Raw genomic sequence first — 24,117 nt, 5'->3', positions numbered from 1 at the left:
GATTTTTATGGGGATTTAGGCTCAATTTTTTAGCAAAAAAATTGAAAAAGAACCAATTTTATGATCAAATGTAGTTTCTCAATAAAACAAATTTTCATAAAAGAGGTTCCTATGGCTAATAAATTTACCACATTTTCGAGTCCACTTGAATCATTTTTTGATAAAGTTTCAATTAGAGAATTTGCAAGAAAAACTAGGTTTATGCCGCGTATGCGGTTGCTGCAACCAGAGAAGTTTTTCAGTGCTTTAATTCAAATACTTAGTTTGAAAGATCATGCTAACCTAGCAGATATTTTGAGAAAAATGCATAGTGAACAAGAGGCAAGTCAATACAAACCTTTTCATAATCAAATTAAAAAGGCGGAATGTACCAAATTTATACAAACCATGGTTGAAGAAGCAACTAAAGTGCTCTTTCTTGCGCCTTTTAAGCAAGCGTTACCTAAAGAAACTCCTTTTAAAAACATATTTTTACATGACGATTCCTCTTTAACCTTAAATCCTCGTTTAACAGAGGAATTTCTGGTCGCTTTACAAAAACGGCACCTGCAGCAATAGAGTGTCATTTAACTATGGATTTAGTGAAAGGCGTGGCTAATTATATTGCGCTTGATGCAGATAAAGAAAGTGAGAAAAACTATAGACCTTCTGAAAAAGGACTAAAAGAAACTTTAGTAATGATGGATGCAGGGTATTTTGATATCGGTTACCTTGAAAAAATAAGCAAATCTGGTGGTTTTTTTATTGTTAGAGCCAAAGCAAACATCAATCCTCTTGTTGTAGCAAAATACAATAAAATGGGCACAAAACTTTCTCATAAAGAAATGAAATTAAAGGAATTAAAAACTAAAAATCATGATTTTGTTGATATGGATGTAAAGTGGGCAAAAACAAATACCCCGCTTCGAATCATTCAGTTTTATGATAGAAAAAGAAAGGGTAAAGGTTACCTAATTACAAACCTAGACAGGGACCAATTTAAGGGTAATAAAGTACTATCACTTTATGGTTTAAGATGGCAAATCGAATTATTTTTCAAAGAATTAAAGTCGTTTTGCAGTCTTAAGAAAGTCAATACAGGAAATGCCAATATTGTTAAAACGCTTATATGGGCAAGCATTTTGACTTTGATAGTAAAACGTTACGTTGCGTTATCAGTCTGTATTTTATGGCAAACAATTATCTCAACACAGAAAACCTGTCGAAGCAGCTTGTGCTGGTTTCCCAAATTAATGAATTACCTAAATTCCGATGAGCAAGACATGAGATTATTAGATGAAATCTTCATATTTATTTCGAAAAATTGTGGGAGATCTAATACTAAACGAGATAAAGAAACTGAGATGTTTACATCAGGTCTTATCCCTTACTTCCAAATCAAACACTTAGAATCAGAGTTGCATAAAAAACGAGCTTGAGAACTATCGTATGATTGGGATAGGATTAATATTGTGATCTTAAACCCAGTTAAGAATCACAATCTAACACATGAAAAAACACACATTTATTAGATAAAAAGGGAAAAGTCGCTTGACAGCCGTCGCTACCAAACAAGCTCTCAGAATAAGCGTTATCATTACTCACACCAGGTCGGCTAAATGAAGACATCACACCTAAACTATCTAATTTGGCTATCATGGTTTTGCCTTTCATAGGAGAACCATTATCACTATGTAATACTAATTGATCTTTATGAATTCTATGCGTATTTACTGCCTTTTGTATTAAATCCGCCGCGTGTGCGGATGTCTCCCATGTCCAAAGCTGATTAGGCGCTTTAGCTATATGTGTTCTGAGCGGTTGTGGTGTCCTATTTTGTGTTTTCTTTTTACGACTTCTTAAGAGCTTTTCCTCTTTCAATATTCGGTAAAATGTTGATTGTGATGCTAAATAAATACCTTCATCTGCTAAAATAGGCACTATTTGTTCAGGCGATAGCTTTAAAAATCTGTCGCTTAAGCAGATATCAATAATCCGTTGCCTTTCTTCTTGAGAGAGTGCATGCCCATAGGTGCGTTTACGGTTTGCCTCCGCACGCGCATCTTCAGTATAATTAAATGTATTGATTGAAGATTTCCAACTTCGATAAGTTTTAGGGTGAATAAATAAAACATCACAAGCTTGATAAAGCCTTGCGCCTGACGTGATAGCCTCATCTATCAAGGTAACAGCCATTTGACGAACTTCTGGAATAACTAGTCTTTCAGTGTTTCCCCCCAAATGGCGCGGGCCTTTTTTGATAGCACCAGTAAAGCAGCCGTTTCTGCCAGCGCTTTCTCTTTGCGAGCGACTTCTTTCCTCAGTTTATCGGTTTCTTTGTTTTGTTCAATTAGCTGTTTTTTAATCGTTACTTCTTGTTGTTGCTGATTTAACAAGCCTTGAATGAGTGCTGATTTAATCAATTTAACTTCTTCAATATCAAGGCTATGCTCTCTGCAATATCGACGAAGTTCATCTTCATTCAAAGCAGATGTAGCAGCAAAAATTTCAACTTGCTGAGTTGCACTCTTAATTGTTGTCGCTGTGTTAATCTTTGCTTTATGTTTACTTTGTTGCATGGATGATTTCATCACTTCTGACTCACTCTCGTGGATTTCTTGGTCTAACTTGTATAAAAAAGATTTGGAAACCCCAAACTCTCTTGATAGTGCCATGATGCTATCATAGTTGTGATTGATTAATCTAGAAGTGATCTGCTGTTTAATTTCTTGACTGATTGTTGCCATTTTAATGTCCTCGATTCTTTAAATGTTAAAGGAAGACTAGTGTGACAGCTGGGGAGCCGTACTTTAAAAACTCAACCCCAACCAATTGTAGTTGGTAAAGGGGCATAAATGAGAATATTAACGGCTGGCTCAGGCGCTATTATCAAAAGAAAACAAGATTGGGAAGCATATCCAAAAAGAGCATAAGAAAGATGGTAAATGAGATAAATAATACACCAAGAAGAATACTAGGTGGGCAATCAGCAAATGACGTTTTTTATGCAGATTCTGTTGCACTTATTTCTTAACACCAGCATAGTGTACTATAAAATTATTAACAACTATCCCAATTGATACGGTGGCCAATCTTGCTTGCTGATCTTTCAAAAGCTAAACGTTCAACGCAAGATAATAATTCTATTACTGAATCGATTGGTTTATTTGTAGCTGAGTTAACTGAGCATATACACCTTTTCTTTCTAGTAGTTCTTTCGGAATGCCTTGTTCAACAATTAGACCTTTATCTAAAACTATTATTTTATCTGCATTTTGTATAGTAGATAACCTATGTGCAATAATTATTGTTGTTTTATGTTCCATCAAACGATCGAGTCCTTGTTGCACTAAATATTCACTTTGAGCATCGAGTGCACTTGTCGCTTCATCTAGGAGAAGAATAGGTGCATTTTTTAACATTGCTCTTGCGATAGCAATTCTTTGTTGTTGTCCCCCAGATAATTGTGTACCACGCTCACCGATTTGAGTATCAAATCCATTGGGTAGAGAACTTATGAAATCAAAAGCCTCTGCTGCTTTAGCGACAGAAACAATTTCCTCAAAGGATGCGTCAGGATTACCAAATGCAATATTATCCTTTACACTAGAAGCAAAAAGATCTGGTGCTTGCGAAACTACAGCGAAATTTTTTCTTAATTGAGTTAAGCTAAGCTGTTTAATATCCATTCCATTTAAACAAATTGTACCTTTGGTAGGATCATAAAATCTAAGTAGCAAGTGAAATAATGAACTTTTTCCCGCACCAGATTGACCAACTATTGCGATAGTTTCACCTTTCTTAATGCTTAAATCAATTGAATTTAAAATGATTTTATCCGGATAAATAGGGTACGCGAAAGAAACTTGATTAAATTCTATTGCTAAAGTATCAGAATTTTTTTTCGCATCAACTAAGGGAAACGAAGTTAGATCGGAGTTTACACTAAATAATTCAGCAATCCTTTGCATTCCTCCAGACGCTTTTTGAAGTTCATTCATCATTTCAGATAAGGATGCGACCGAAGTGCCTGCTAATAATGAATACATAACAAATTGACCTAAACTTCCAGGAGACAATTGTCCATTAATTACATCTTTAGCTCCTAACCATAAGACAAATACAATAGCTCCGAATATTAGATTAATTGCTAATAATGTTACTATGCTCTGAGAAAAAATTCTGATTTTAGCGGCGTTAAACGTATTGGTTAATGCAGCACTGAATTGATTTATGGCATTATTTTCCTGACAGAATGCTTGAACTGTATAGATAGCACCAAGTGTTTGCGCCGCATATTGATTGGCAGCTGCCACTTCATCTTGATTCGTTTTAGATTTTTGTCTGATTCTTTTGGCTCCCAATATTATGGGAACAACTGCTATGGGAATGCTGATAATAGTTAATGTAGCCAATTTAGGTTCTGTGTATATCATCAATATTAAACTACCTAAAAAAGTAATAAGGCTCCTTAGGGCAACAGACATACTTGACGCGATTACACTTCGAATAAGTTCAGTATCGGCAGCAAGTCTTGAAACTAATTCTGAACTTTGATTGCTGTGATGAAAGGTCATATCTAATTTAATTAGATGACTATAGAGTTTTTCTCTAAGACTTAGTACTATTTTTTCTCCGAGTAAGGAGACAAAGAAAAATCTTAAGGCCGTCGCTATGGCCAAAAAAATTGCAACCAAAAAAAGGCCTAAAAATACACGATTTACTTGATTAGTTTCATTAAACCCATGATCAATCATTTCCCGAATAGCATTAGGAATCATCAAAGTAGCACTTGAAGATCCTATAAGCGCTAATAGCCAACACATGACTAGAACCTTTTCTTGCATTAAAAAAGGCATGACTGTTTTAAAAACAAAAAAGCGAGAGGTTGGAGTAGGTGTCATTGATTAGGTTTCCATTTGTATAATAAATACATAGCACGAATATAGATCAAAACATGCCCCAACTTTAATGTCCGATAAGTGGGAAGTTAGATTCTTTAAAGAATGAAATTCAATTATTATAGTATGATGATTTAAATCGTGCTATGGGAATTATTTTGCGAATAATACGTAATGAATTACACTTAAATGATAGTAGAAATTAATGGTTCTTGACACCCTCCAGCTAAAACAAAGGGATTCCTACTAAGCATCTTCAATAAAATAAATAATCGCTGGAGCATAATTTTTAGAATTGTCATGAAGCATCAAAACTGATAATAAAAAACAATATACCCTATAATCAGTTATCAATGAATAAAAAGCGAGTGTTAATTTATATTTCAATTGAGGCGTTAACTTATCCTCATTAAAAATACAATTTAACTCTATTGCGACTCTTCTATAGAATCATTCGACTGCATTACATAAATTAATACTAATAATATTGAAGTGTAGAAACGGTAGGCTGCTTGCTGTCCATTCCAAATTTTAGATTGCCACATTGCAAACCATTCACCACCGATGACCATAAAACCCAGATACCAGACTAAAAAAGCTACTGTAGCACCAAGTACTACATAATTTTTTCCTTTAGAGAATACTTTGGTACTCGCATTTCTATGGCGAAATAGCTGCCACGTCGCGATAAAGAACAAAAGGGAAGTTAATGCCTCGCCGAAAATAATGCCCCAATAACCTACGGTCCACAATGTGGGATTAGTAATAGACCGGTACATCAAGACATTTCCTTCAAAGGTGGTGTCCATGCTTAACACGTGTTTAACAAACTCAAAATTTGAGTTGTAATCAGTAATATTACCAAAAGCAACCATAAAGGCAAAAAGTGCGATACACAAACAAAATATTATTTTCGAATATCTTACAATCATAATTTTTCCTTAAGACAAAAACAAAATAAAAATGCGTGAAAAATCAATAATCCTGTATTATCTCAAAAAATTGCATTGAACCGCAATTCTATTTAAAAAATTTAATTGCTTAGTGAAAATAATTTCGATGGTCTCATAATTGATTTTCATCTATAAATAATTAGTTTCTTAAGGGGATTCTTCTATACAGTGCAATAAAACCGTAATAGCTCAGTATCAGACATTGACTCTTTAACTGTAATTGTCCCCTCGTGTATTCCATTGAGGGGACTTTTTTTTGCTATTTATAACTTAAAAAAGGCTAAGATTAGAGGGGTTGGTGCATAAATTTAGGTTCAAGCTCGCTTGCTTTTAGTGGAGAGTGCTTTTCCACATAAGCTTTTAAAACTTCCGCATCAACGAATCCTGTATCGACAAACCCACTTTTATCACTGATGACTGGATATCCATCACCACCTGAAGAAATAAAGTTAAGTGTTGCTAGACGATATAGCTTAGTTTCATCTAAAGGTTCGCCTTTCACTGTCACATCAGACAATGTACCCTCTGGATTAATTTTGAAACTTACATTAGAGAAATGCGCATAAGCACCAGAGTCTGTTTTTTTAGACGCTGCAACAGCTAAGTATTCCTTAAGTTCTTTGCCAGTAAAGTCAATATAAACAACTGTATTACCGAAAGGCTGAACTTTCAAAATATCTTTATACGTAATATTTCCAGCATCAATTGAGGCTCGTATACCACCCCCTCCTAATACCGCAACATCGGCATTGGTCCTTTCAGTTAAAGAATTCAGAAGAAGTTGGCCAAGGTTTGTTTGACCAAATCGGACTTTATCTCTTTCGCCTTCTAAACGATTGTCAACTTCCCCGACCTTAACAGCGAGCTTTTCTTGGCCTTTTTCATAATAAGGGGTAAGCAGTTCGACCATCTCTTTGGCAGGTTTAACTGTTTCTCCCACTACAACATACGAAGTGTCACCCGCTTCATTTTTAACTTTTTCTGTGAGATTAACAGGGATTAATTCATACTTATCTAAAGTAATATTGCCATTTAAGAAACTAATGTCTGCGCGACCAACATATTTTCCTAGATCAAGAGTCTGCATTATCCATGAACCATTTTGAAAATCAGGCTGACATTCATCAGTCGGATTATAAGTCATGTTAAGTTTATTTTCAGAAAGCATGCAGACCGCATCATGCGAGTGTCCACCAATGATGAAATCAAAACTACCTGATTCAAGTGTTCTAGCCATTGTCACATCACCAGGGGCATTTGAACCAAAATTACCGTTTTCATAATAGCCTTGATGACTTAATGCGATTGTGATATCGGGGGTATAAGACTCTAGCTCTTTTAGCACTTTCGGTGCTTCTTCTACTGGTTTTTTAAACTCATAATCCCCAACGATTAAAGGATTTCCTACCTTAGCTGTATCTTCAGTTGTCAACCCAACAACAGCTATCTTTAATCCTTGTTTATCAAAAATTTCAAACGGTTTAAAAACTCTGTCACCTGATTTTTTATCATAAATATTAGCAGATAAAAAAGGAAACTCTGCCCAAGATTGTTGTTTATCAAGTACTTCCTTGGGATTATCAAATTCATGATTACCAATAGTCATTGCTTCATAGCCTATCAGATTCATACCTTTAATATCCGGTTCAGCCATTAAAAGATCAGATTCTGGTACACCGGTATTAATATCACCCGCATCTAAAATAAGCACACTTCCACCTTTGGCCTCAATTTCTTTTTTAATTGAGTTAATCACTGTCATACGAGCCGCCAATCCCATTTCCCCTTTATCATTAGCCCAAGCACTGCCATGGTGATCGTTAGTATGGATGATGGTAAAATGGTATGTTTTATCCTTTTCATAGGCTAAAACTGCATGGGGTAACAATGAAACACCTAAAGAGACAGCAAGTGTTGTGATTAATTTGCGTTTTTTTAATTTAGTCATGAACGTTTCCTGTTAAAATGAAATAAAATTGCTCTAACATTTTTAAATCCTTTTTTGCATTCTGTCCTTTGCTGTTTATTCCTTTGTTGTTAATCCTTTGTTATTAATGCTTTGTTATTAATGCTTTGTGATTTACATATTGACTTAATTAATTACTTTTAATAAATAATACCCAAAATAGTTTTCATCAAGAGAGATACCGACTTGTGTTTTGCCAAAAAAAAGACCTTTCAAGCACGACTAAATTCCTCTAATACTTGTCTGCCCATTAAGCCACACAGCCTCATACCTCCTCATTGCACTATTCTACTCTAAAAATAGATTTTTAATGCAAAATTACTTAGTCTCCAGAAGTTAAAGAATATCCGATACGACTGTAAAAAGAGTTACATTGACGCGATTATAATTGCTTTTTATAAAACTTTCTGTGACAAAAATAACAAAGCAATGTGATAGTTATATGAATAATTTTTTTAATAGTTCAATAGCCCTATTAAGTCGTTACATTATTTAAGTACTTTAGAGTTTTACAAGTGCAAAATCAATAAAATCGTGTAAAATAACTTCCCGAAATGGGAACGATGGGTTTTAAAATGCCTCCCTAAATTTAGAAAACTCTGTAAATTATTCTCATTTAACTTATTCATTTTAAATAAACTCTAGGAGTCTTGCATGTCTAAACAACAAATTGGTGTTGTCGGTATGGCCGTAATGGGCCGTAATCTTGCCCTAAACATTGAAAGCCGTGGGTATAGTGTCTCTATTTATAATCGTTCTGCAGACAAAACAGATGAGGTCATACAAGACAATCCAGATAAAAAATTGATCCCCTATTATACAGCAGAAGAATTCGTTCAATCGCTTGAAAAGCCTCGTCGCATACTATTGATGGTTAAAGCGGGTGAAGCGACTGATAAAACTATCGCCTCATTAACGCCTTTTTTAGACAAAGGGGATATTTTAATTGATGGCGGAAACACTTTCTTTTTAGATACCATCAGAAGAAATAAAGAACTTTCAGAGCAAGGTTTCAATTTCATTGGAACAGGCGTATCTGGTGGTGAGGAAGGTGCATTAAAAGGTCCTTCTATCATGCCTGGCGGGCAAAAAGCAGCTTATGAATTAGTTGCTCCAATTTTACATGAAATTGCAGCTAAAGTAGGTAATGAAGCTTGCGTAACTTATATTGGCCCTGATGGCGCAGGTCATTATGTCAAAATGGTACACAACGGCATTGAGTATGGGGATATGCAACTTATTGCCGAAGCTTATAGCTTACTAAAACATGCACTAGATCTTGATAATGATTCAATGGCTAAAACTTTCCATGAGTGGAATGCAGGTGAACTCAGCAGCTATTTAATTGAAATTACCGCGCAAATTTTTACTAAGAAAGACGATGAAGGAAACTATCTTGTTGATGTCATTTTAGATGAAGCAGCAAATAAAGGCACAGGTAAATGGACAAGCCAAAGTGCTTTGGATCTAGGAATTCCTCTAACTCTTATTACAGAGTCAGTCTTCGCTCGCTATATCTCTTCAATGAAACAAGAGCGTGTCGAAGCGTCTAAAGTTCTTGCTGGTCCAACTAAAGCTGCATTTAATGGAGATAAAGCTGAATTCATTGAAAAAGTCAGAAGAGCACTTTACCTTGGCAAAATTGTGTCTTATGCACAAGGCTTCCATCAGTTACGTGCGGCCTCTGATGAACATAATTGGGCACTTAACTACGGTGAAATTGCTAAAATATTCCGTGCAGGATGTATTATTAGAGCGCAATTCCTACAAAAAATCACTGATGCATACCAAGAAAATCCTGGTTTAACAAATCTATTTTTAGCACCTTATTTTAAAACGATTGCCCATGATTACCAACAGGCCTTACGTGATGTTGTTGCTTATGCTGTGCAGCATGGTATCCCTGTTCCTACTTTCTGTGCAGCAATCACTTATTATGACAGTTATCGTTCTGCTGTATTACCTGCTAACTTAATTCAAGCTCAAAGAGATTTCTTTGGAGCTCATACCTACAAGCGTATTGATAAACCAGGTGTTTTTCATACCGAATGGCTTGAGTAATCCATTTCTTCCCACTACTCACTTTTTAAAACGTGAGTAGTGTTTATTTAATTTTTGTATTAACAATAGGCTTTTAAATGAAACAGTTCCACAATGATGATGAGAGAGTAAAAAAAATCGAAGAATTACTGCCCCCTTACCAAATACTAGAAAAATTTCCTACAGATGGGGATGTAGCCAACCTTGTAAAAAAAACCAGACAATCCATAAGCCATATAATCAATGGTAAAGACGACAGACTTTTGGTTGTCATCGGCCCATGCTCAATTCATGACATCGATGCGGCTAAAGAATATGCGGAAAAATTATTAGCACTTCGCAATACACTAAAAGATGAACTTGAAATTGTTATGCGAGTCTATTTTGAAAAACCAAGAACCACTGTGGGTTGGAAAGGTTTAATCAACGACCCATACATGGACAATAGTTTTCAAATCAATAAAGGGATTCAGTTAGGTAGAGAGTTACTTTTACACATAAATACGCTTGGCATGCCAACTGCGGGCGAATTTTTAGATATGATTACCCCCCAATATGTAGCCGATTTGATGAGCTGGGGCGCAATTGGTGCGCGTACGACTGAGTCTCAAGTTCACCGTGAGCTCGCTTCTGGTCTTTCCTGCCCAGTAGGCTTTAAAAATGGTACAGATGGGACGATTCAAGTTGCAGTAGATGCTTTGATGTCTGCCAGCGCTTCACACTGTTTTCTTTCTGTAACTAAAATGGGGCATTCAGCTGTTGTAACCACAGCTGGTAATCCAGACTGCCATGTTATTTTACGTGGAGGTAAAACACCTAATTATGACTCGCAGCATGTTCAATCAGTTAAGGAAAGCTTAATCAAAGCCAAATTACCACCTTATTTAATGATTGATTTCAGTCACGCAAATAGCTCAAAACAATTTAAAAAACAAATGGATGTTGCATCTGATGTGTCAAATCAAATTGCGAAAGGCGAAACTGCTATCACTGGAATTATGATTGAAAGTCATCTAGTAGAAGGTCGCCAGGATTGTGTTGAAGGTAAAACTTTAGTTTACGGTCAAAGCATTACTGATGGATGTATTGGATGGGAAGATACGGAAAAAGTTCTTTATCAATTAGCCGATGCAGTTAAAGCAAGAAGAACAAAATAAATCATTGTTTTTAATCACACGTCAAACTGCCAATCAATGTTATTGTTGGCAGTTTTTTTAAATATGTACGCAAAAAAATCACTATAGATCACACATTACCTATATAGATATTATATTCCATCGTTTTTGGAATTTTCTATGCATGCCTCAAGTGTATTTTCAATTAGGCTCGCTACAGTCATCGGCCCAACGCCACCAGGAACGGGAGTGATGAAACTTGCGACATCTTTTGCTGTTGTAAAATCAACGTCACCTACGACCCGTCCGTCATCTAGGCGATTAATACCAACATCAATGACTATTGCTCCAGGTTTTATCCACTCTGTTGGAATAAAATGCGCTTTTCCTACTGCTACGACTAAGATATCTGCTTGCTTGACAAAAAATGAGAGATCTTGAGTAAAGCGGTGTGTTACAGTCGTTGTGCATCCTGCAAGTAAAAGCTCTAAACTCATTGGACGCCCTACAATATTCGATGCCCCAACAATTACAGCATGTTTACCACGAATATCCGTGCCTGTTGAATTAAGAAGTGTCATTATTCCTTTAGGAGTACATGCTCTTAGCTTCGGTATACGCTGGCATAAACGTCCAACATTATAAGGATGGAAACCATCAACATCTTTATTAGGTAATATACGCTCTAACACTAAAGTGCTATCAATATGCTTTGGTAGTGGGAGTTGAACTAATATGCCATCAATTGCTTTATCTTCATTTAATTTATCAATTAAGGCTAATAGTTCTTGTTCGCTGGTTTCTTTTGGTAAATGAAAGGCTTCAGAGTGAAATCCAACTTCTTTGCATGCATTTTCTTTACTATTGACGTAAATAGCTGAAGCAGGGTCATCACCCACTAAAACAACGGCTAAGCCAGGAATCCTCAATCCATTTATTCTTCTCTCTTCTACTTGTTTTCTGACTGTTTGTCTAATGTCTTGAGAAACTTGCTTTCCACTTATCAATTGAGCTGTCATGTCAACATCCTAATATACTGTATTATCTGTTTTTAGTCAGCGAAACATCAGTAATTATGACCTGATTTTCATCTAACAACCACTTAATATTATACTCCAATAAATCGACGCCATATTGTTTTTTTGACATATCTACATTCATTTTATTTTGATGGTATGACGGCCTTGCATCTTGTGATAAAACTTGCAAAATAAATTGTTCTACTTCTTTTGCATAGGATTCTGAGTGACCTTGGTTCTTAGCCAAATGATAGAGTTCGGCGAGTGCCTTATCTGAAAAAATGACATTAAAAGGCATGACTGGGATATCTTGTGCAAATCCGCCTTTCGCATCAGTGACACTATCACTAAATGGAATATAGGGTTTAATATCAATGACAGGCGTGCCATCAACGACATCGATACCGTTAATGTGTATTTTAATCCCTTTGCTATTTTTTTCTATTCCATCTAATTTATACACTGACATACCTATAGGGTTAGGTCTGAAAGGTGAACGACTAGCAAAAACACCTACTTTTTCTTTGCCTCCCAATCTCGGAGGTCTGACCATAGGCTGCCATTTATACTGTTCAAAACTCGCAGACTTATTTTCTGGATTGAGATGAAACCAAAAAAGGACCCAAATATGACTAAAATCTGCAAGTGAAGAAAGTGCGTGCAGATCATCAAAAGGCTTAAAAAGTTCAATGTATCCTTTAGCCAGCGATAAAAGCCTAGGTTGCCTAGGCACGGTAAATTTTTGCTTAAATGGACTTATCACCTTACCAATAGGCACAACTTGATAAGATGACTCAATAGGCGTTGATTGATTCATTAATATTAATTAATTGGAGTGAATTTGATGGCTTGGCCTTTGCATACGGTTTGTCTTACACACCCTGGTACATTTTGAATGATTTCACAATTTTCAATTAATACCGCATTCGCACCACTGCGCTGCGCTTGACGTTGTATTTGAGATTCTGCTTGACGTACAGTGACAAGAGGATCATTGATAGAGATTTGGCAAGCGGCACCTGAAATTGGCCCTAAAACTTCATGGTTAATCCCTTGAAGTTGTTGCTGACTATCAAATAAAACAACAGAAGAAGGTGAAGGCGGTGGATTACGTTCAAAAGAAGAACAGCCAACCAATGCAATTGCACTTAAAGAAAAAATAACTGTTGATAAAATGCTGAATGATGGTTTCATAACACAAGTATCCTTAATAAAATGGGTGGATAAAAATAAATTAGTACATATTTATTCATAATTAGCATCCTCCCCTCTCTAAGCCAAGGGGATTTTTACCACATCACCTTGCTGGCGCAAATCTGTCGTGGCGTGTAATACTCATAATTCGTTTTTTATGCAAAAGCTCAATTAAACTCGAATTAACTAACCCATACAAATAAGTTCAGGGCCCGAAGCCATGTAATTGCGAAAGATAAAGCGAATTTATAGGCTTGTCATTTTCAATCTTAATAGTATAACATGAAAAATAGTCAAGATATCAGTCACGAAAGAAATTGCGTCTTTTTAATGTGTGTCCTTTCTGGATTTATTCTTAATAATGAAATAGAAAGCAAATGTATTGAACGAAAGCCTAGTGGACTATTTTGTGCGATTCAGCAAAATGAGCACCTGTTTTCATGTTCAATGAGGTGATTTTATCTAAGGATAACATTGTAGCGAATATCGTCATAAGCGTATGACAACTTTTTTCAACACGACAAAACAACTAGGAATAAAAAATTTATGCCTAAGGGCTAGATACAGTCTCTTTTGCAAAATTCAATTCTGCTACAACAAAACTATTAAATACATTATGCCACTATTTTTTTTGTTCTGTAGACTCAGGAGGACGGGACGTCTCCATATTCTTGACTGCCGCCAAAGAGGGTTCGAAAGCGGTATGAAGGGCCTTGCATTTATCGCTCTTAGGAACATCAATAGATAACAAATCACGATAACGCTCGACGTTCAGTTTTTCTTGGGCATTCGTATCTACATAATCAACAAACAATCTTCTTTGATATACATAATTGAGCGTTACAGCTTGAGATTGTTCTTCTGAAAGTTCTATTCCACATTCAAAACGTAAAAAGAATAATGACGCTTGAAAATCAGCTAATTCTTCTTGATATTGCGTATTTGACATAACCGGAGATGCAACACCTAATAATATTAAAGACATTAAAAGATTTTTAACCCTCTTTTTTAATAATTGATGCTTAAAATTCATTTTTATGTCCTTTATATTCTCTATATTATTTTAATTAGCCCTAGCATGTTAAGAGGAAACTTTAATGACTACCAAGAAAATTGTTAAAAATTGTCAAACCATGCTCACTCAAAATACTTTCAGGATGAAACTGCACACCTTCTAAAGCAAACTGCTTATGCTTAATACCCATAATTTCGTCTAAATTACCCTCTGCATCTTCTGTCCAGGCCGTTATAATAAAATCTTCCGGTAGGGTCTTTTCAGCAATTACCAATGAGTGATAACGAGTTACTTGGAATTTTTTAGGTAAATTCGAAAATACACCTTGAGCAGAGTGAGTAATTACACTGGTTTTACCATGAATAGGCTGTTTTGCTCTAACTATATTAGCACCGAAAGCGGCAGCTATCGCTTGATGTCCCAAACAAACACCTAATATAGGTATTTTACCGTAAAATTGTCTAATCACTTCAAGAGAAATACCCGCCTCATTTGGTGTGTTAGGTCCAGGAGAAATAACAATATGTTTAGGATTAAGTGCTGCTATTTCGTCTAAACTAATACTGTTGTTTCTTTTCACTAATACTACTGAGTTCAATTTTTGTAAATATTGAACAATGTTATAGGTAAATGAGTCAAAATTATCGATAACTAAAACCATTAGGCACCTAAATTATTATATCTAACTATTTTAATGACTCTCATGTTGCCGAATAAGTCCCTCTTGAGTAACTGTCGCAACCAACTGCCCCATTGTATCAAAAAAATGTCCGTTTGACAGAGCAAGCGCATTTTTCGCAACAGAACTCTCAATACTAAACACTTCCCACTCATTTAGATTGGGTAATGAATGGAACCAAATTGTATGGTTGATTGTAGCCACTTGCATATCTTTTTCTAAAAAACCTTTATTATGTGGCCTTAAGGCACAAGGCAACAAATTATGATCAGAGATATAAGCAAGCAAAGCATAACATAAAAAAGGATTTAATTGAGTCTTTGAGTCAAAAAGTTTAAACCACGAAATGTGGTTAGGTTCCTCATTGCTGCCTCTAAAGGGATTCAATGGTTTCAAGGGCCTAATATCAAATGCCGGTTCAGCAAGCCAATACGCTTTTATACTATCAGGAATTAAATGGGACATTTGTTTAATGAGTTCATATTCGCTTATTAGCTCTTCAGGAGGCGTTATAGAAGCCAGCTTAGGTATTTGATGGGCAAAACCTTTTTCTTCTTTATGAAAATTTGCCTGCAGGCGCATTAGTTCAACCTGATTTTGAATAGCCTTTACCTGTATAAAATCAAAACTTTTACCCTTTTTTATTATTTCAACTTCATAACAAATTAAGTGCTTAGTATCTCCTGGATTTAAAAACATAGCACTTGCATAAGTTAAAGATTTTAGATCACACCATTTATTTTGCGATTGCACAGCAGCACTGATGGCTTGTGCAAAAATGAGTCCACCATAAAGCTGTCTCAATCCTAAGTCTAACGGCCTTCCCTCGAAATCTTTAAAATCATTTGTCGTTAACTCTAGAAGAGAAATAAGACGCCCCAGTCCTGAACTCATTTAAACCTCACCCATCTTTATCTTTTCAGAAAATATTGCCACAATAAATCAGTAACAAAAAAACTACCCCTCGACGCAGAATCTATATCAAACTAATTTTTTAATCCAATCTGACCTGCATCCTGCAAGATAATCAACAGGTGGGATTTCTATCATAGTGTATGCCCCTGCTTGCTGACGAACACTCGCTCTTGCCGCACTGACCATGATTTGAGATGTGAGCGCTGGATTATTAATTCTCATGTCAAACATAAATTGTTGATTATGTGTTGCGCCAGAGACACCCTTATGAAGCATCTGAACCCCATGCCCCATATCTTTAAGTGCATTAATATCATCAACTACTTTTATGTGAGTTTCTGAAGTTGAAAAATAACTGTCTGCTTTAATTGCTCTTATCACCTCGGATTCATTAGCTCCATCATCTAATTCAATATAAACCATCCTACGATGTATTCCTGTACCTAAAGGGATGGTCATTGAAAGGGCATCTTTAACACCCGGAATACTTTTCGCAGCAACGCTATGCCCCATACTCATCCCAGGTCCAAAATTGGTCGATGTAATTCCCTTAGGCGCCATAATTAGCATCATGGCTCTCATCATTGAATCAGTACCAGGATCCCAACCAGAAGCAACAACGGCAACTTTACCATGTTTTTGAGCAACTTCAGTTAAACTCGTTTTTAATTCAAGAATATCTTCATGGATATCAAAACTGTCTACTGTATTAATGCCTTTGGCAAGATAGAACTCCGCCTGGGCCCGCACTTGACGAGAAGGAACACACAACAAGGCAACATCAACGTGACCCAATTTTTCAATGGCATCAACAACAGGCAAATCAAAATCATTTAGGCGCTCACCCTCTTTGGCTTGTCTTCTTACGACACCTGCACAATACATGTCTTCACTGGCCTGAACTGCTTCAATAGCGAACTTGCCTATATTTCCTAAGCCTACAACCGCTATAGCTAACTTAGAATTTGAATCATTCATTTTTTTACTCATATAAGATATCCTATTGTATTTATTTTTTTATTTCATATGGTTCAGTAACTAGATAATCAAAACCTTAAAATCATATTTATGTCTGCAAAAACCAGATGAAAATAATGCTTCACATTATTCTATACCATATATAGACGTAATTTTACCTCAATTTTTTCTATAAACAGTACTTAAGTGTTTCATTTATTTTGTAGTCAACTACTTTGTTAAATGGTTTTGGTTGCCCTATTTAATTACTTTTTTACTTGTTTTGATTATTTGTTGTTTTACTTATTTTTTATTATTTGCTGTTTTAATTGCTGTTTTTAATTTTTTCTATTTCATCCGTAAACTCTTGAATATTTTCAAAGCTCAAATATACAGATGCAAAACGAATATAGGCGACTTTGTCCAATACTTTTAGTGCATCCATGACTAAACCACCTACAAATTCTGAGGAAACTTCCCTCTCTCCTGTCCCCCTCAAGACTGACAGTATTTTGTTAATTTCTATTTCAATATCATCCGCACTAACAGGCCTTTTCTCCAGTGCTTTTAAAAAACTTCTTCTTAATTTATCTTCATCGAATGGAACTCGTGTTGAATCCCTTTTTACTATGTGAGGTATCACCAATTCAGCTGTTTCAAATGTCGTAAATCGCTCCTGACAAATTTGACAATGACGCCTTCTTCTTACCTGAAAACCTTCACCAACCAATCTAGAATCAATTACTTTTGTTTCTTGAGTGTGACAAAAAGGACAATGCATTTACACCTCTTAATTAAAATCTTTCAAAATTCCCTTAAGCGCACAGGCCTATATAAAACACTTTAGTCTAAGGTATAGTGTAATAGCAAGCATTTGATGCACTAAATAACTTAATTCTATTTTGGAAGTTCAATAGGAGAAAAAAATAAACCATTGAATCCATATCATTTATCAATTAATAGTTATGTCGGGTATTACTATTACTATTTCAATTTCGACATTGAAAACATTTCTCTAAGGTATTTATTTTACATTGTGGCTTAATGAAAACAAAGCGATTTAATATTGAAGACAACTCAGGAATTAATTAAATAGTGAAATACAATGGCTTTTTTTGACCATGGTTTTTTATATGAGAATTGAAAATTATCTCTTTTTTTAACCAAACGTTAATATTAATATTGCCAAACTGATGATAATTAGCAAAAGCCCTTATTCCACATTACAATCTGGTGGGAATATAAGGACTATCTCTTGCTCACTTCCTTAAAAAAATCGATAAGATAACTCCCAATAATGTTTTATGTTAATTTACACCCGTTCTTCTTACTTTTTTCTCATTATTACATTTGAATTTCTCCAGAAGCTATATCAGTATAATCATATTTTCTATTTTACATGGCATTTCACATTTACTTGTTTAGGTAGAGAGTTTTTTATATGGTATAGCCAAGAAAAACGGCTAAAATTTACACAATAAAAATAAGCATCGCCCAGCAACTCCTTGAATTATTATTCTGTGCTATTGCCTATTACTATAGTTTATTTTTTGCTTCAATTCGCTATGAAATTGAAGCAATCGTTCTAGGCTAGCCCAACCTTACCATAGAATTTTACGACCTATAATGCCTATTCGTATTGTAAAAGCCTACAGTGATACATCAGTTCTAAAAGATGTAATTATGATTTTCATAAATTAACTGAAAGGCTCTTGCATAAACCTGGCTGAGTCTGCACTGTTTGCGATACAGAGCATGAAATCGATATTAACGCGGCGATCAGTATCCAGCACAAAAAGATAAATGATTTTCCCCCTAAGGCTCGTCGTGTTAACCCATGGAGGCTTTTATAAATCCACTCTATAAGTGGTTGCAGCCAACTACGTGGGAATCATCATCTTTCAGTTCGCCCAGCAATCATAAGTAATATTCAGGAAAGTTTTTCGGAAAAGTGAAAATATTTGATGTTTTGTGCTATATTCTTTTTACAAACTGTAGACATCTTTCGATTACAATGGAGGGGAACATACTATAATGGATGAAACAACAAAAAAAATGCAAGATCTTCATCAGTTAATTTATTGGATAAAAGAAACATTTAAACAAATTAATTTTTTTACAGACATAGATCCGAAGGATGAACTTAACTCGAAAACGATAGATAAATTGAATAATCAACTCGCACGATTGAATCTGTCACTCAATTTTTTTAAGCGTTTTATGGTTAACTTTCAAATCAAATACCCAAATGAAGTTTCAATCATCAATTTAGCCAGTAAGCTTGCTAAAAGCCTTGATGAAGTAATAACACATATAAAATATTTAGATAAATCTGCTTACCATAAAGCATTAGATAAAGCTAACCCCACAAAAATCCTTCTCATTATGGAGATTGTAGATAATAAGGAATATGCAAGTATTGAAAGTGTTGAAAAAGTTTAGTTTACCTATTTATTCAAAAATATATTTTTGAATAATGTATTTTATCGCTTAAAATTCACCCACTTTTAACTGAGTTTATTTCCAAAAATACAAAAAGTACATGAGGCTTTTTTCATGACAAAAGAAGAATATCTATTAAAACTACGTAAATGTAAGACTATTGAAACCCTTGATAAGGTGATTGATAAGAATAAATATGAACTTTCAGAAAATGAACTTGAAAAATTTTATTCCGCAGCAGATCACAGATTAGCGGAGCTCACGATGCAACAACTTTATGATAAAGTCCCTAGTTCAGTTTGGAAACTCGTCAAATAATCAACAACCTCCCTCCCTCCCCCAAAACTCTTCTTACTATTCAAGCCTCTCTTCTCTAAAATAGAACTTAATTTTGAAAAGAGAGGCTCAATTTATATACATTGCCTTCACAATGAGACGATGGCACGAATTTGATTTCTTTAAACTTTAAAGACTTTAATTTCAGTAATTAAATCATCAGCCTGATTTTTAAGTGTCACTGTCATCTCATTATTTTGTGATACTAATTTAGAATTACGATCTGCACTGCTGTCTATTTCCGTCATAGAGTGATTGATCTGAGTAATTCCTATATTTTGCTCTTTACTCGCTGTAACAATATCACTCATTGCCAATGAAACATGATTAATACTGCTTATCAATGACTCCATAGTCGTACCAGTTTTGCTTGCGAGCTCACTGCTATGCTGAATTTGAGAAACAATTTTTTCAATCATTAATTTGATTTCATTTGCCGCTTTCGAGGAACGTTGCGCTAATGCCCCGACTTCACCTGCAACTACAGCAAAACCTCTCCCCTGTTCACCCGCTCTAGCAGCCTCTATAGCCGCATTTAAAGCCAAAATTTGTGTTTGAAAAGCAATACCATCAATCACATCGACTATATTGACTATACTTTGTGAAGAAGTGTGAATTGCAGTAATATCGTTAACAAGTATGCCAACAGATTGACCACTCTGCTCAGCAATTTGTGTGGCTTTTTGAGTAATTGTGTCACAACTTTGAGCATTTTCTGTATTTTGGCTCACTGTTACCATCATTTCTTGCAAAGCACTGGCGGTAGATTCAACCGCTTTTACTTGCTGCTCGGTTTGAATTAATAAGGTTTGATTACCTTGATACATTTTTTCTGCTACATCAACTACTAGCTGACTTGCATTTTTAACCCGACCAATCACTTGACTTAAATTTTCCCCAATACGATTAAGGCTATAGGCAAGGGCTCCAATTTCATCCCGTCTAGCAAGCGATATTTTTGTTGTCAAGTCACCATCAGCTAACTGATGAGTTTGTGTCATTATATATTTTAGCGGTCTCGTTATCATAAAGCGTATTAATAAAACCATTAAAATACCAATGATCACAAGTGAAATAATACCCAAAAGAATAAATAATTGCTGCTGTTTTTTCATTGGCGCATTGACTTCATCAATATTAATTGCACCTACAACTAACCAATTTCTGCTCTCTAAGTAGTTAAATGCCGCCATTTTCGTTACTAATTTGTTTAGTACAGGATCATCATAATCATATATTAGATGACCATTTTTTTCTTCCAGCATATTTTTAACAAACTCAACACCATCTGCATCTTTCAAATTAAGAGTATTATCCCCTTCTCTATTAGGATGAATGATAAAATTACCTCTAGTTTCTTTATTAGAGGCATCCAACACATAAAAATAGCCTGTTTCGCCTAATTTCAAGCTAGTTATTTGCTGTTTGATTAAGTGAGTGTATTCCGTGTTGTCCACCCCTAAGAAATAAAGCCCAATAATTTCACCCTCTTTATTTTTTAAGGGACCATAAATAGCCATATAGCTAGCGCCAAAAAGCTCAACAACACCGGTATATTCCTTTCCTTGCATTACAGCTTCATAAGCTGGGTGTTTTACCCCAAGCTTAGTGCCTAAAACCCTTTTGCCCTCTTTATTTTTTAAAGAGGTCGACACTCTAACAAAATCATTCCCATCTTTAACAAAAATTGTTGCAACAGATTTTGTAACATTAAAGAAATTATCTGGAATCCTATTATCATTATTAATCATAACTCCATTGAGCTTAAGGATTGGTGTAACAGCTTCATTAACCATGACTAAATTATCTGGTTCCACCGAAAAATCACCACTAAAACTGCCAACAAAGAGGTTATAAAACCTTTGCACAGTTTGTTTAAAATTTTCCTCAGTAATTCCCATAGTTGCAACCAATAATTGTGTTCTATCCGTCAGATCATCTCTAGCTTGCTGCTTCATAATAGAACTTGTAGAAGTAGAAATAGATATTGTCAAAATAATCAAAACTATAGTGACAATAAAAGATAAAGTAGCGATAAGCTTAGTACCTAGAGAAAGGGTCTTCAAGCGGTTTGCTGTATTCATTTCTATGGCGTTCATAAATAATTCTCATGATGAAAATTGCGAAAGATATAAAATCGACAAACTCGATTAATGGTTAGTGATACTGGGATGATGTTATTCCAATATAGACATGATAATTATAACAGATTGGGGAGAAATTCAATATAAAGCATTGCAAATTGTAAGTAAAAGTTTATTTTAATTGCGCTAGATTAATTTTATTTTTAATTTAGTGAGCTTTTTTTCTTTAGGCCTTGATAGATTTAGTCTTATATTGTAATGCTTGCAATAGAGTAATTTTTTCCTAAAAGATCCATTTACCACCGCATTATAAACATGACTTTGAACATGTTAGTGATGAGTATAAACAGGCAGTCAAGAAATACTTGTTAGTAAAACTCATGCCTTTCCTAAAAAGTACAAATTTACAATAAAAAATACATTGCGATTCTTCACAGAATCAACAATTACTTATAGTATTTAATAAAACTTAATTTATTATATATTCAATAACATTAAATAATACTCGTCCCCACAAAAGTCACAGTAAGCTTTCATTTTTTAAATCAGCTAGTTAGTGACTCATTGGCATATCTACATTCATCAAAGGATAATAAAATGCTCTCCATTTTTGACATTTTTAAAGTAGGGTTAGGACCTTCAAGTTCACACACAAATGGTCCTATGATTGCTGCATATCGGTTCATTCAAGAAATAGTCAACGCCAAAGTGGCTTTTAATCAATTGCGCGTTGAATTATATGGTTCTTTATCCTTAACTGGAATAGGCCATCATACCGATAAAGCTTGTGTCTTTGGTCTAATGGGTTTTATGCCGGATAAAATAGACATTAAAAAAGCCAATCAACTCCTAACTGAAACTAAAGAATATGAAAAACTACTAATAAATGGATCTCATTATATAGAATTTAACTATTCTAAAGATATTGTATTCATGCAGCAAAGCTTACCCCTTCACGAAAATGCCTTAACCTTTAGAGCCTATCAAAACGAAATAGAGGTATTCTCTGTGACTTACTATTCTGTCGGAGGTGGATTTGTTTACACTGAACATGAACTAAATGATAGCAAAAACAACAATAAAACAGAGGTCCCTTTCGAATTCACAAATGCCTCGATGCTATTAAGCTTGGCTTCGAAATACAACAAACCTTTATACGAGATTATTTATGAAAATGAACAATGCTTTCATTCTACCTCTGAGATCAAAGCTAAAGCCAATAAAATTTGGCAAGTAATCTGTGAATGTGTGGATAGAGGAATTCATAAAGATGGAGTTTTATCCGGTGGACTGAACGTAAAAAGGCGCGCATATAAACTCCATCAACACCTTAGCCAGCAAAAAGAACAAGATGAATTAGCTGTCATGGATTGGGTAAATTTATATGCATTTGCAGTAAGTGAAGAAAACGCTGATGGCGGACAAGTAGTCACCTCTCCTACTAATGGTGCAGCCGGAGTCATTCCTAGTGTATTGATGTATTTCAACAAATTTGTAAGCCCACTTGATGAACAAAAAATATTACAGTTCTTACTGGTTGCAGGCGCAGTAGGCTACCTTTATAAAATCAATGCATCTATTTCAGGTGCTGAAGTTGGATGCCAAGGCGAAATTGGGGTCTCTAGTTCAATGGCCGCTGCAGGCCTTGCCTCGTTGAATGGTGCATCCAACGAGCAAATTTGTATCGCCGCAGAAATTGCCATGGAACATTCGTTAGGAATGACTTGCGATCCGATAGGCGGACTCGTTCAAGTGCCCTGCATTGAAAGAAATGCAATGGGCGCATTAAAAGCAATCAATGCAGCAAGAATGGCCATTCAGCGAAATGAAAAGACCATCGTATCATTAGATAATGTAATAGAAACTATGTATAAAACTGGGAAAGATATGAATCAAAAATACAGAGAAACCTCATTAGGAGGGCTTGCTATCATCAACTTAACCCCATGCGAATAATTTGTTTTTCAATTATCTGTGTGTATTATTTATTTTTAGCTTGAGGCATTGTGGGTTATACCCACAAAAAAGAAGGTGAAAATTCAACGTTTAATAAAACACCTACTCATTTAGAAAATAGATTAATCTTGGTAGATTGTTGCATGCAGAAGGCGTAAATAAATATCACCAACAACTAAGAGAGCTTAATAAAAGATTGATTAACAAAAATGTTATATTGAGAGAAATTTAGCATTGGTGAGGCTCTTACCAGCGCATCTCGGCACATACGTTCTATGCTGCGGCTGCTTCCTTCCGGACCTGACCGAGTTCACATAGTAGCATTGCGAGAGAACCAATAAGAACCCCATTGAAGAGGCTTTTATTGCCTTGAGTTATTATCGTTTGATAATTAAAAAAAATCAAGTCTTATGCGGTTTAAAATTGGAATTAACGGCCATATGTTGGAAAAAAATACAGTATAAAAAAAGTAGTGTGCTTTTAATTGTAAATTATCGATTTATACCCGTGATCGATGAAGATGCTTGACATTGAAAGATCAAGAGATCAGAATACTTAATATGAAT

Annotated in this window: 20 protein-coding genes, 1 other RNA gene and 1 pseudogene; 7 read left to right on the top strand and 15 right to left on the bottom strand. The window is 35.1% G+C overall.

The features are described 5' to 3' along the window. Nucleotides 1-111 precede the first annotated feature (111 nt). Both ACFFIT_RS00115 and ACFFIT_RS00110 read left to right on the top strand, forming a co-directional pair. Nucleotides 112-558 carry a hypothetical protein gene (locus ACFFIT_RS00115; protein ID WP_385875269.1) on the top strand — a complete coding sequence of 149 codons (447 nt, stop codon included), beginning with the start codon at nucleotides 112-114 and terminating at the stop codon, nucleotides 556-558. Next, complete coding sequence (locus tag ACFFIT_RS00110; RefSeq protein ID WP_385875294.1) at nucleotides 519-1,418, top strand: IS4 family transposase; 900 nt, start codon at nucleotides 519-521, stop codon at nucleotides 1,416-1,418. The genes ACFFIT_RS00115 and ACFFIT_RS00110 overlap by 40 nt, the downstream gene beginning before the upstream one ends. Nucleotides 1,419-1,844: 426 nt before the next feature. Here ACFFIT_RS00110 and ACFFIT_RS13290 read toward each other — a convergent pair. From ACFFIT_RS13290 to ushA, 5 genes and pseudogenes are all read right to left on the bottom strand, one after another. Next, a pseudogene (locus ACFFIT_RS13290) lies at nucleotides 1,845-1,932 on the bottom strand (helix-turn-helix domain-containing protein); the annotation flags it as partial. Nucleotides 1,933-2,195: 263 nt separating this feature from the next. Next, nucleotides 2,196-2,726: a hypothetical protein gene (locus ACFFIT_RS00100; protein WP_385875267.1), complete on the bottom strand. Its 531-nt coding sequence runs from the start codon at nucleotides 2,724-2,726 to the stop codon at nucleotides 2,196-2,198. Nucleotides 2,727-3,125: 399 nt separating this feature from the next. Next, nucleotides 3,126-4,883, bottom strand: coding sequence for an ABC transporter transmembrane domain-containing protein (locus ACFFIT_RS00095; RefSeq protein WP_385875265.1), 1,758 nt, complete (start codon nucleotides 4,881-4,883; stop codon nucleotides 3,126-3,128). Nucleotides 4,884-5,308: 425 nt separating this feature from the next. After that, entirely contained in the window at nucleotides 5,309-5,812 is a 504-nt protein-coding gene (locus ACFFIT_RS00090) for a DUF2165 family protein (protein ID WP_385875263.1), read from the bottom strand. A gap of 307 nt (nucleotides 5,813-6,119) precedes the next feature. Next, on the bottom strand, nucleotides 6,120-7,781 hold the full coding sequence (gene ushA, locus ACFFIT_RS00085) for a bifunctional UDP-sugar hydrolase/5'-nucleotidase UshA (protein ID WP_385875261.1): 1,662 nt from the start codon (nucleotides 7,779-7,781) through the stop codon (nucleotides 6,120-6,122). Between the two features lie 672 nt (nucleotides 7,782-8,453). On the opposite strand from ushA, the gene gnd reads away from it, so the two are divergent. Then, nucleotides 8,454-9,860 (top strand): NADP-dependent phosphogluconate dehydrogenase, encoded by a 1,407-nt coding sequence (gnd, locus tag ACFFIT_RS00080; protein WP_385875259.1) that lies wholly within the window; start codon nucleotides 8,454-8,456, stop codon nucleotides 9,858-9,860. A 77-nt stretch (nucleotides 9,861-9,937) separates the two neighbouring features. After that, the gene (gene aroG, locus ACFFIT_RS00075; protein WP_385875257.1) at nucleotides 9,938-10,996 is read left to right on the top strand and encodes a 3-deoxy-7-phosphoheptulonate synthase AroG; all 1,059 of its coding nucleotides are present in this window, start codon (nucleotides 9,938-9,940) and stop codon (nucleotides 10,994-10,996) included. Nucleotides 10,997-11,106: 110 nt separating this feature from the next. On the opposite strand, the gene folD is transcribed toward aroG, so the two are convergent. From folD to nrdR, 8 genes are all read right to left on the bottom strand, one after another. Further along, entirely contained in the window at nucleotides 11,107-11,973 is an 867-nt protein-coding gene (gene folD, locus ACFFIT_RS00070; protein WP_385875255.1) for a bifunctional methylenetetrahydrofolate dehydrogenase/methenyltetrahydrofolate cyclohydrolase FolD, read from the bottom strand. Nucleotides 11,974-11,995: 22 nt separating this feature from the next. After that, a complete protein-coding gene (gene tsaA, locus ACFFIT_RS00065; protein ID WP_385875253.1) occupies nucleotides 11,996-12,790 on the bottom strand; it encodes a tRNA (N6-threonylcarbamoyladenosine(37)-N6)-methyltransferase TrmO in 795 nt (264 codons plus the stop codon). A 5-nt stretch (nucleotides 12,791-12,795) separates the two neighbouring features. After that, nucleotides 12,796-13,167, bottom strand: coding sequence for an Rcs stress response system protein RcsF (rcsF, locus tag ACFFIT_RS00060; RefSeq protein ID WP_385875251.1), 372 nt, complete (start codon nucleotides 13,165-13,167; stop codon nucleotides 12,796-12,798). Between the two features lie 622 nt (nucleotides 13,168-13,789). Continuing rightward, the gene (locus ACFFIT_RS00055) at nucleotides 13,790-14,200 is read right to left on the bottom strand and encodes a YacC family pilotin-like protein (RefSeq protein WP_385875249.1); all 411 of its coding nucleotides are present in this window, start codon (nucleotides 14,198-14,200) and stop codon (nucleotides 13,790-13,792) included. 61 nt (nucleotides 14,201-14,261) lie between these two features. Next, nucleotides 14,262-14,843, bottom strand: coding sequence for an anthranilate synthase component II (locus ACFFIT_RS00050; RefSeq protein WP_385875247.1), 582 nt, complete (start codon nucleotides 14,841-14,843; stop codon nucleotides 14,262-14,264). 30 nt (nucleotides 14,844-14,873) lie between these two features. Beyond that, nucleotides 14,874-15,755, bottom strand: coding sequence for an acyl-CoA thioesterase domain-containing protein (locus tag ACFFIT_RS00045; RefSeq protein ID WP_385875245.1), 882 nt, complete (start codon nucleotides 15,753-15,755; stop codon nucleotides 14,874-14,876). A gap of 87 nt (nucleotides 15,756-15,842) precedes the next feature. Then, nucleotides 15,843-16,766, bottom strand: coding sequence for a diaminopimelate dehydrogenase (locus ACFFIT_RS00040; protein WP_385875243.1), 924 nt, complete (start codon nucleotides 16,764-16,766; stop codon nucleotides 15,843-15,845). Nucleotides 16,767-17,058: 292 nt separating this feature from the next. Beyond that, nucleotides 17,059-17,514, bottom strand: a complete 456-nt coding sequence (gene nrdR / locus ACFFIT_RS00035; protein ID WP_385875241.1) for a transcriptional regulator NrdR — start codon at nucleotides 17,512-17,514, stop codon at nucleotides 17,059-17,061. Between the two features lie 1,253 nt (nucleotides 17,515-18,767). Here nrdR and ACFFIT_RS00030 point away from each other — a divergent pair. Then, nucleotides 18,768-19,175, top strand: a complete 408-nt coding sequence (locus tag ACFFIT_RS00030; protein WP_385875239.1) for a hypothetical protein — start codon at nucleotides 18,768-18,770, stop codon at nucleotides 19,173-19,175. Nucleotides 19,176-19,289: 114 nt separating this feature from the next. Beyond that, nucleotides 19,290-19,493: a hemolysin expression modulator Hha gene (gene hha, locus ACFFIT_RS00025; RefSeq protein ID WP_385875237.1), complete on the top strand. Its 204-nt coding sequence runs from the start codon at nucleotides 19,290-19,292 to the stop codon at nucleotides 19,491-19,493. A 140-nt stretch (nucleotides 19,494-19,633) separates the two neighbouring features. Here hha and ACFFIT_RS00020 read toward each other — a convergent pair whose 3' ends face one another. Further along, a complete protein-coding gene (locus ACFFIT_RS00020; protein ID WP_385875235.1) occupies nucleotides 19,634-21,610 on the bottom strand; it encodes a methyl-accepting chemotaxis protein in 1,977 nt (658 codons plus the stop codon). A gap of 582 nt (nucleotides 21,611-22,192) precedes the next feature. Here ACFFIT_RS00020 and ACFFIT_RS00015 point away from each other — a divergent pair. Continuing rightward, on the top strand, nucleotides 22,193-23,551 hold the full coding sequence (locus ACFFIT_RS00015) for an L-serine ammonia-lyase (RefSeq protein WP_385875234.1): 1,359 nt from the start codon (nucleotides 22,193-22,195) through the stop codon (nucleotides 23,549-23,551). A 244-nt stretch (nucleotides 23,552-23,795) separates the two neighbouring features. On the opposite strand, the gene ffs is transcribed toward ACFFIT_RS00015, so the two are convergent. Further along, an RNA gene (gene ffs / locus ACFFIT_RS00010) (signal recognition particle sRNA small type) lies at nucleotides 23,796-23,891 on the bottom strand. Nucleotides 23,892-24,117: the final 226 nt, after the last annotated feature.

The sequence above is a fragment of the Thorsellia kenyensis genome (assembly GCF_042432445.1).
GTDB classification, from domain to species: Bacteria; Pseudomonadota; Gammaproteobacteria; order Enterobacterales; family Thorselliaceae; genus Thorsellia; species Thorsellia kenyensis.
The sequence above is the reverse complement of the archived record's forward strand: the minus strand, read 5'-3'. Positions and strand labels throughout refer to the sequence as shown.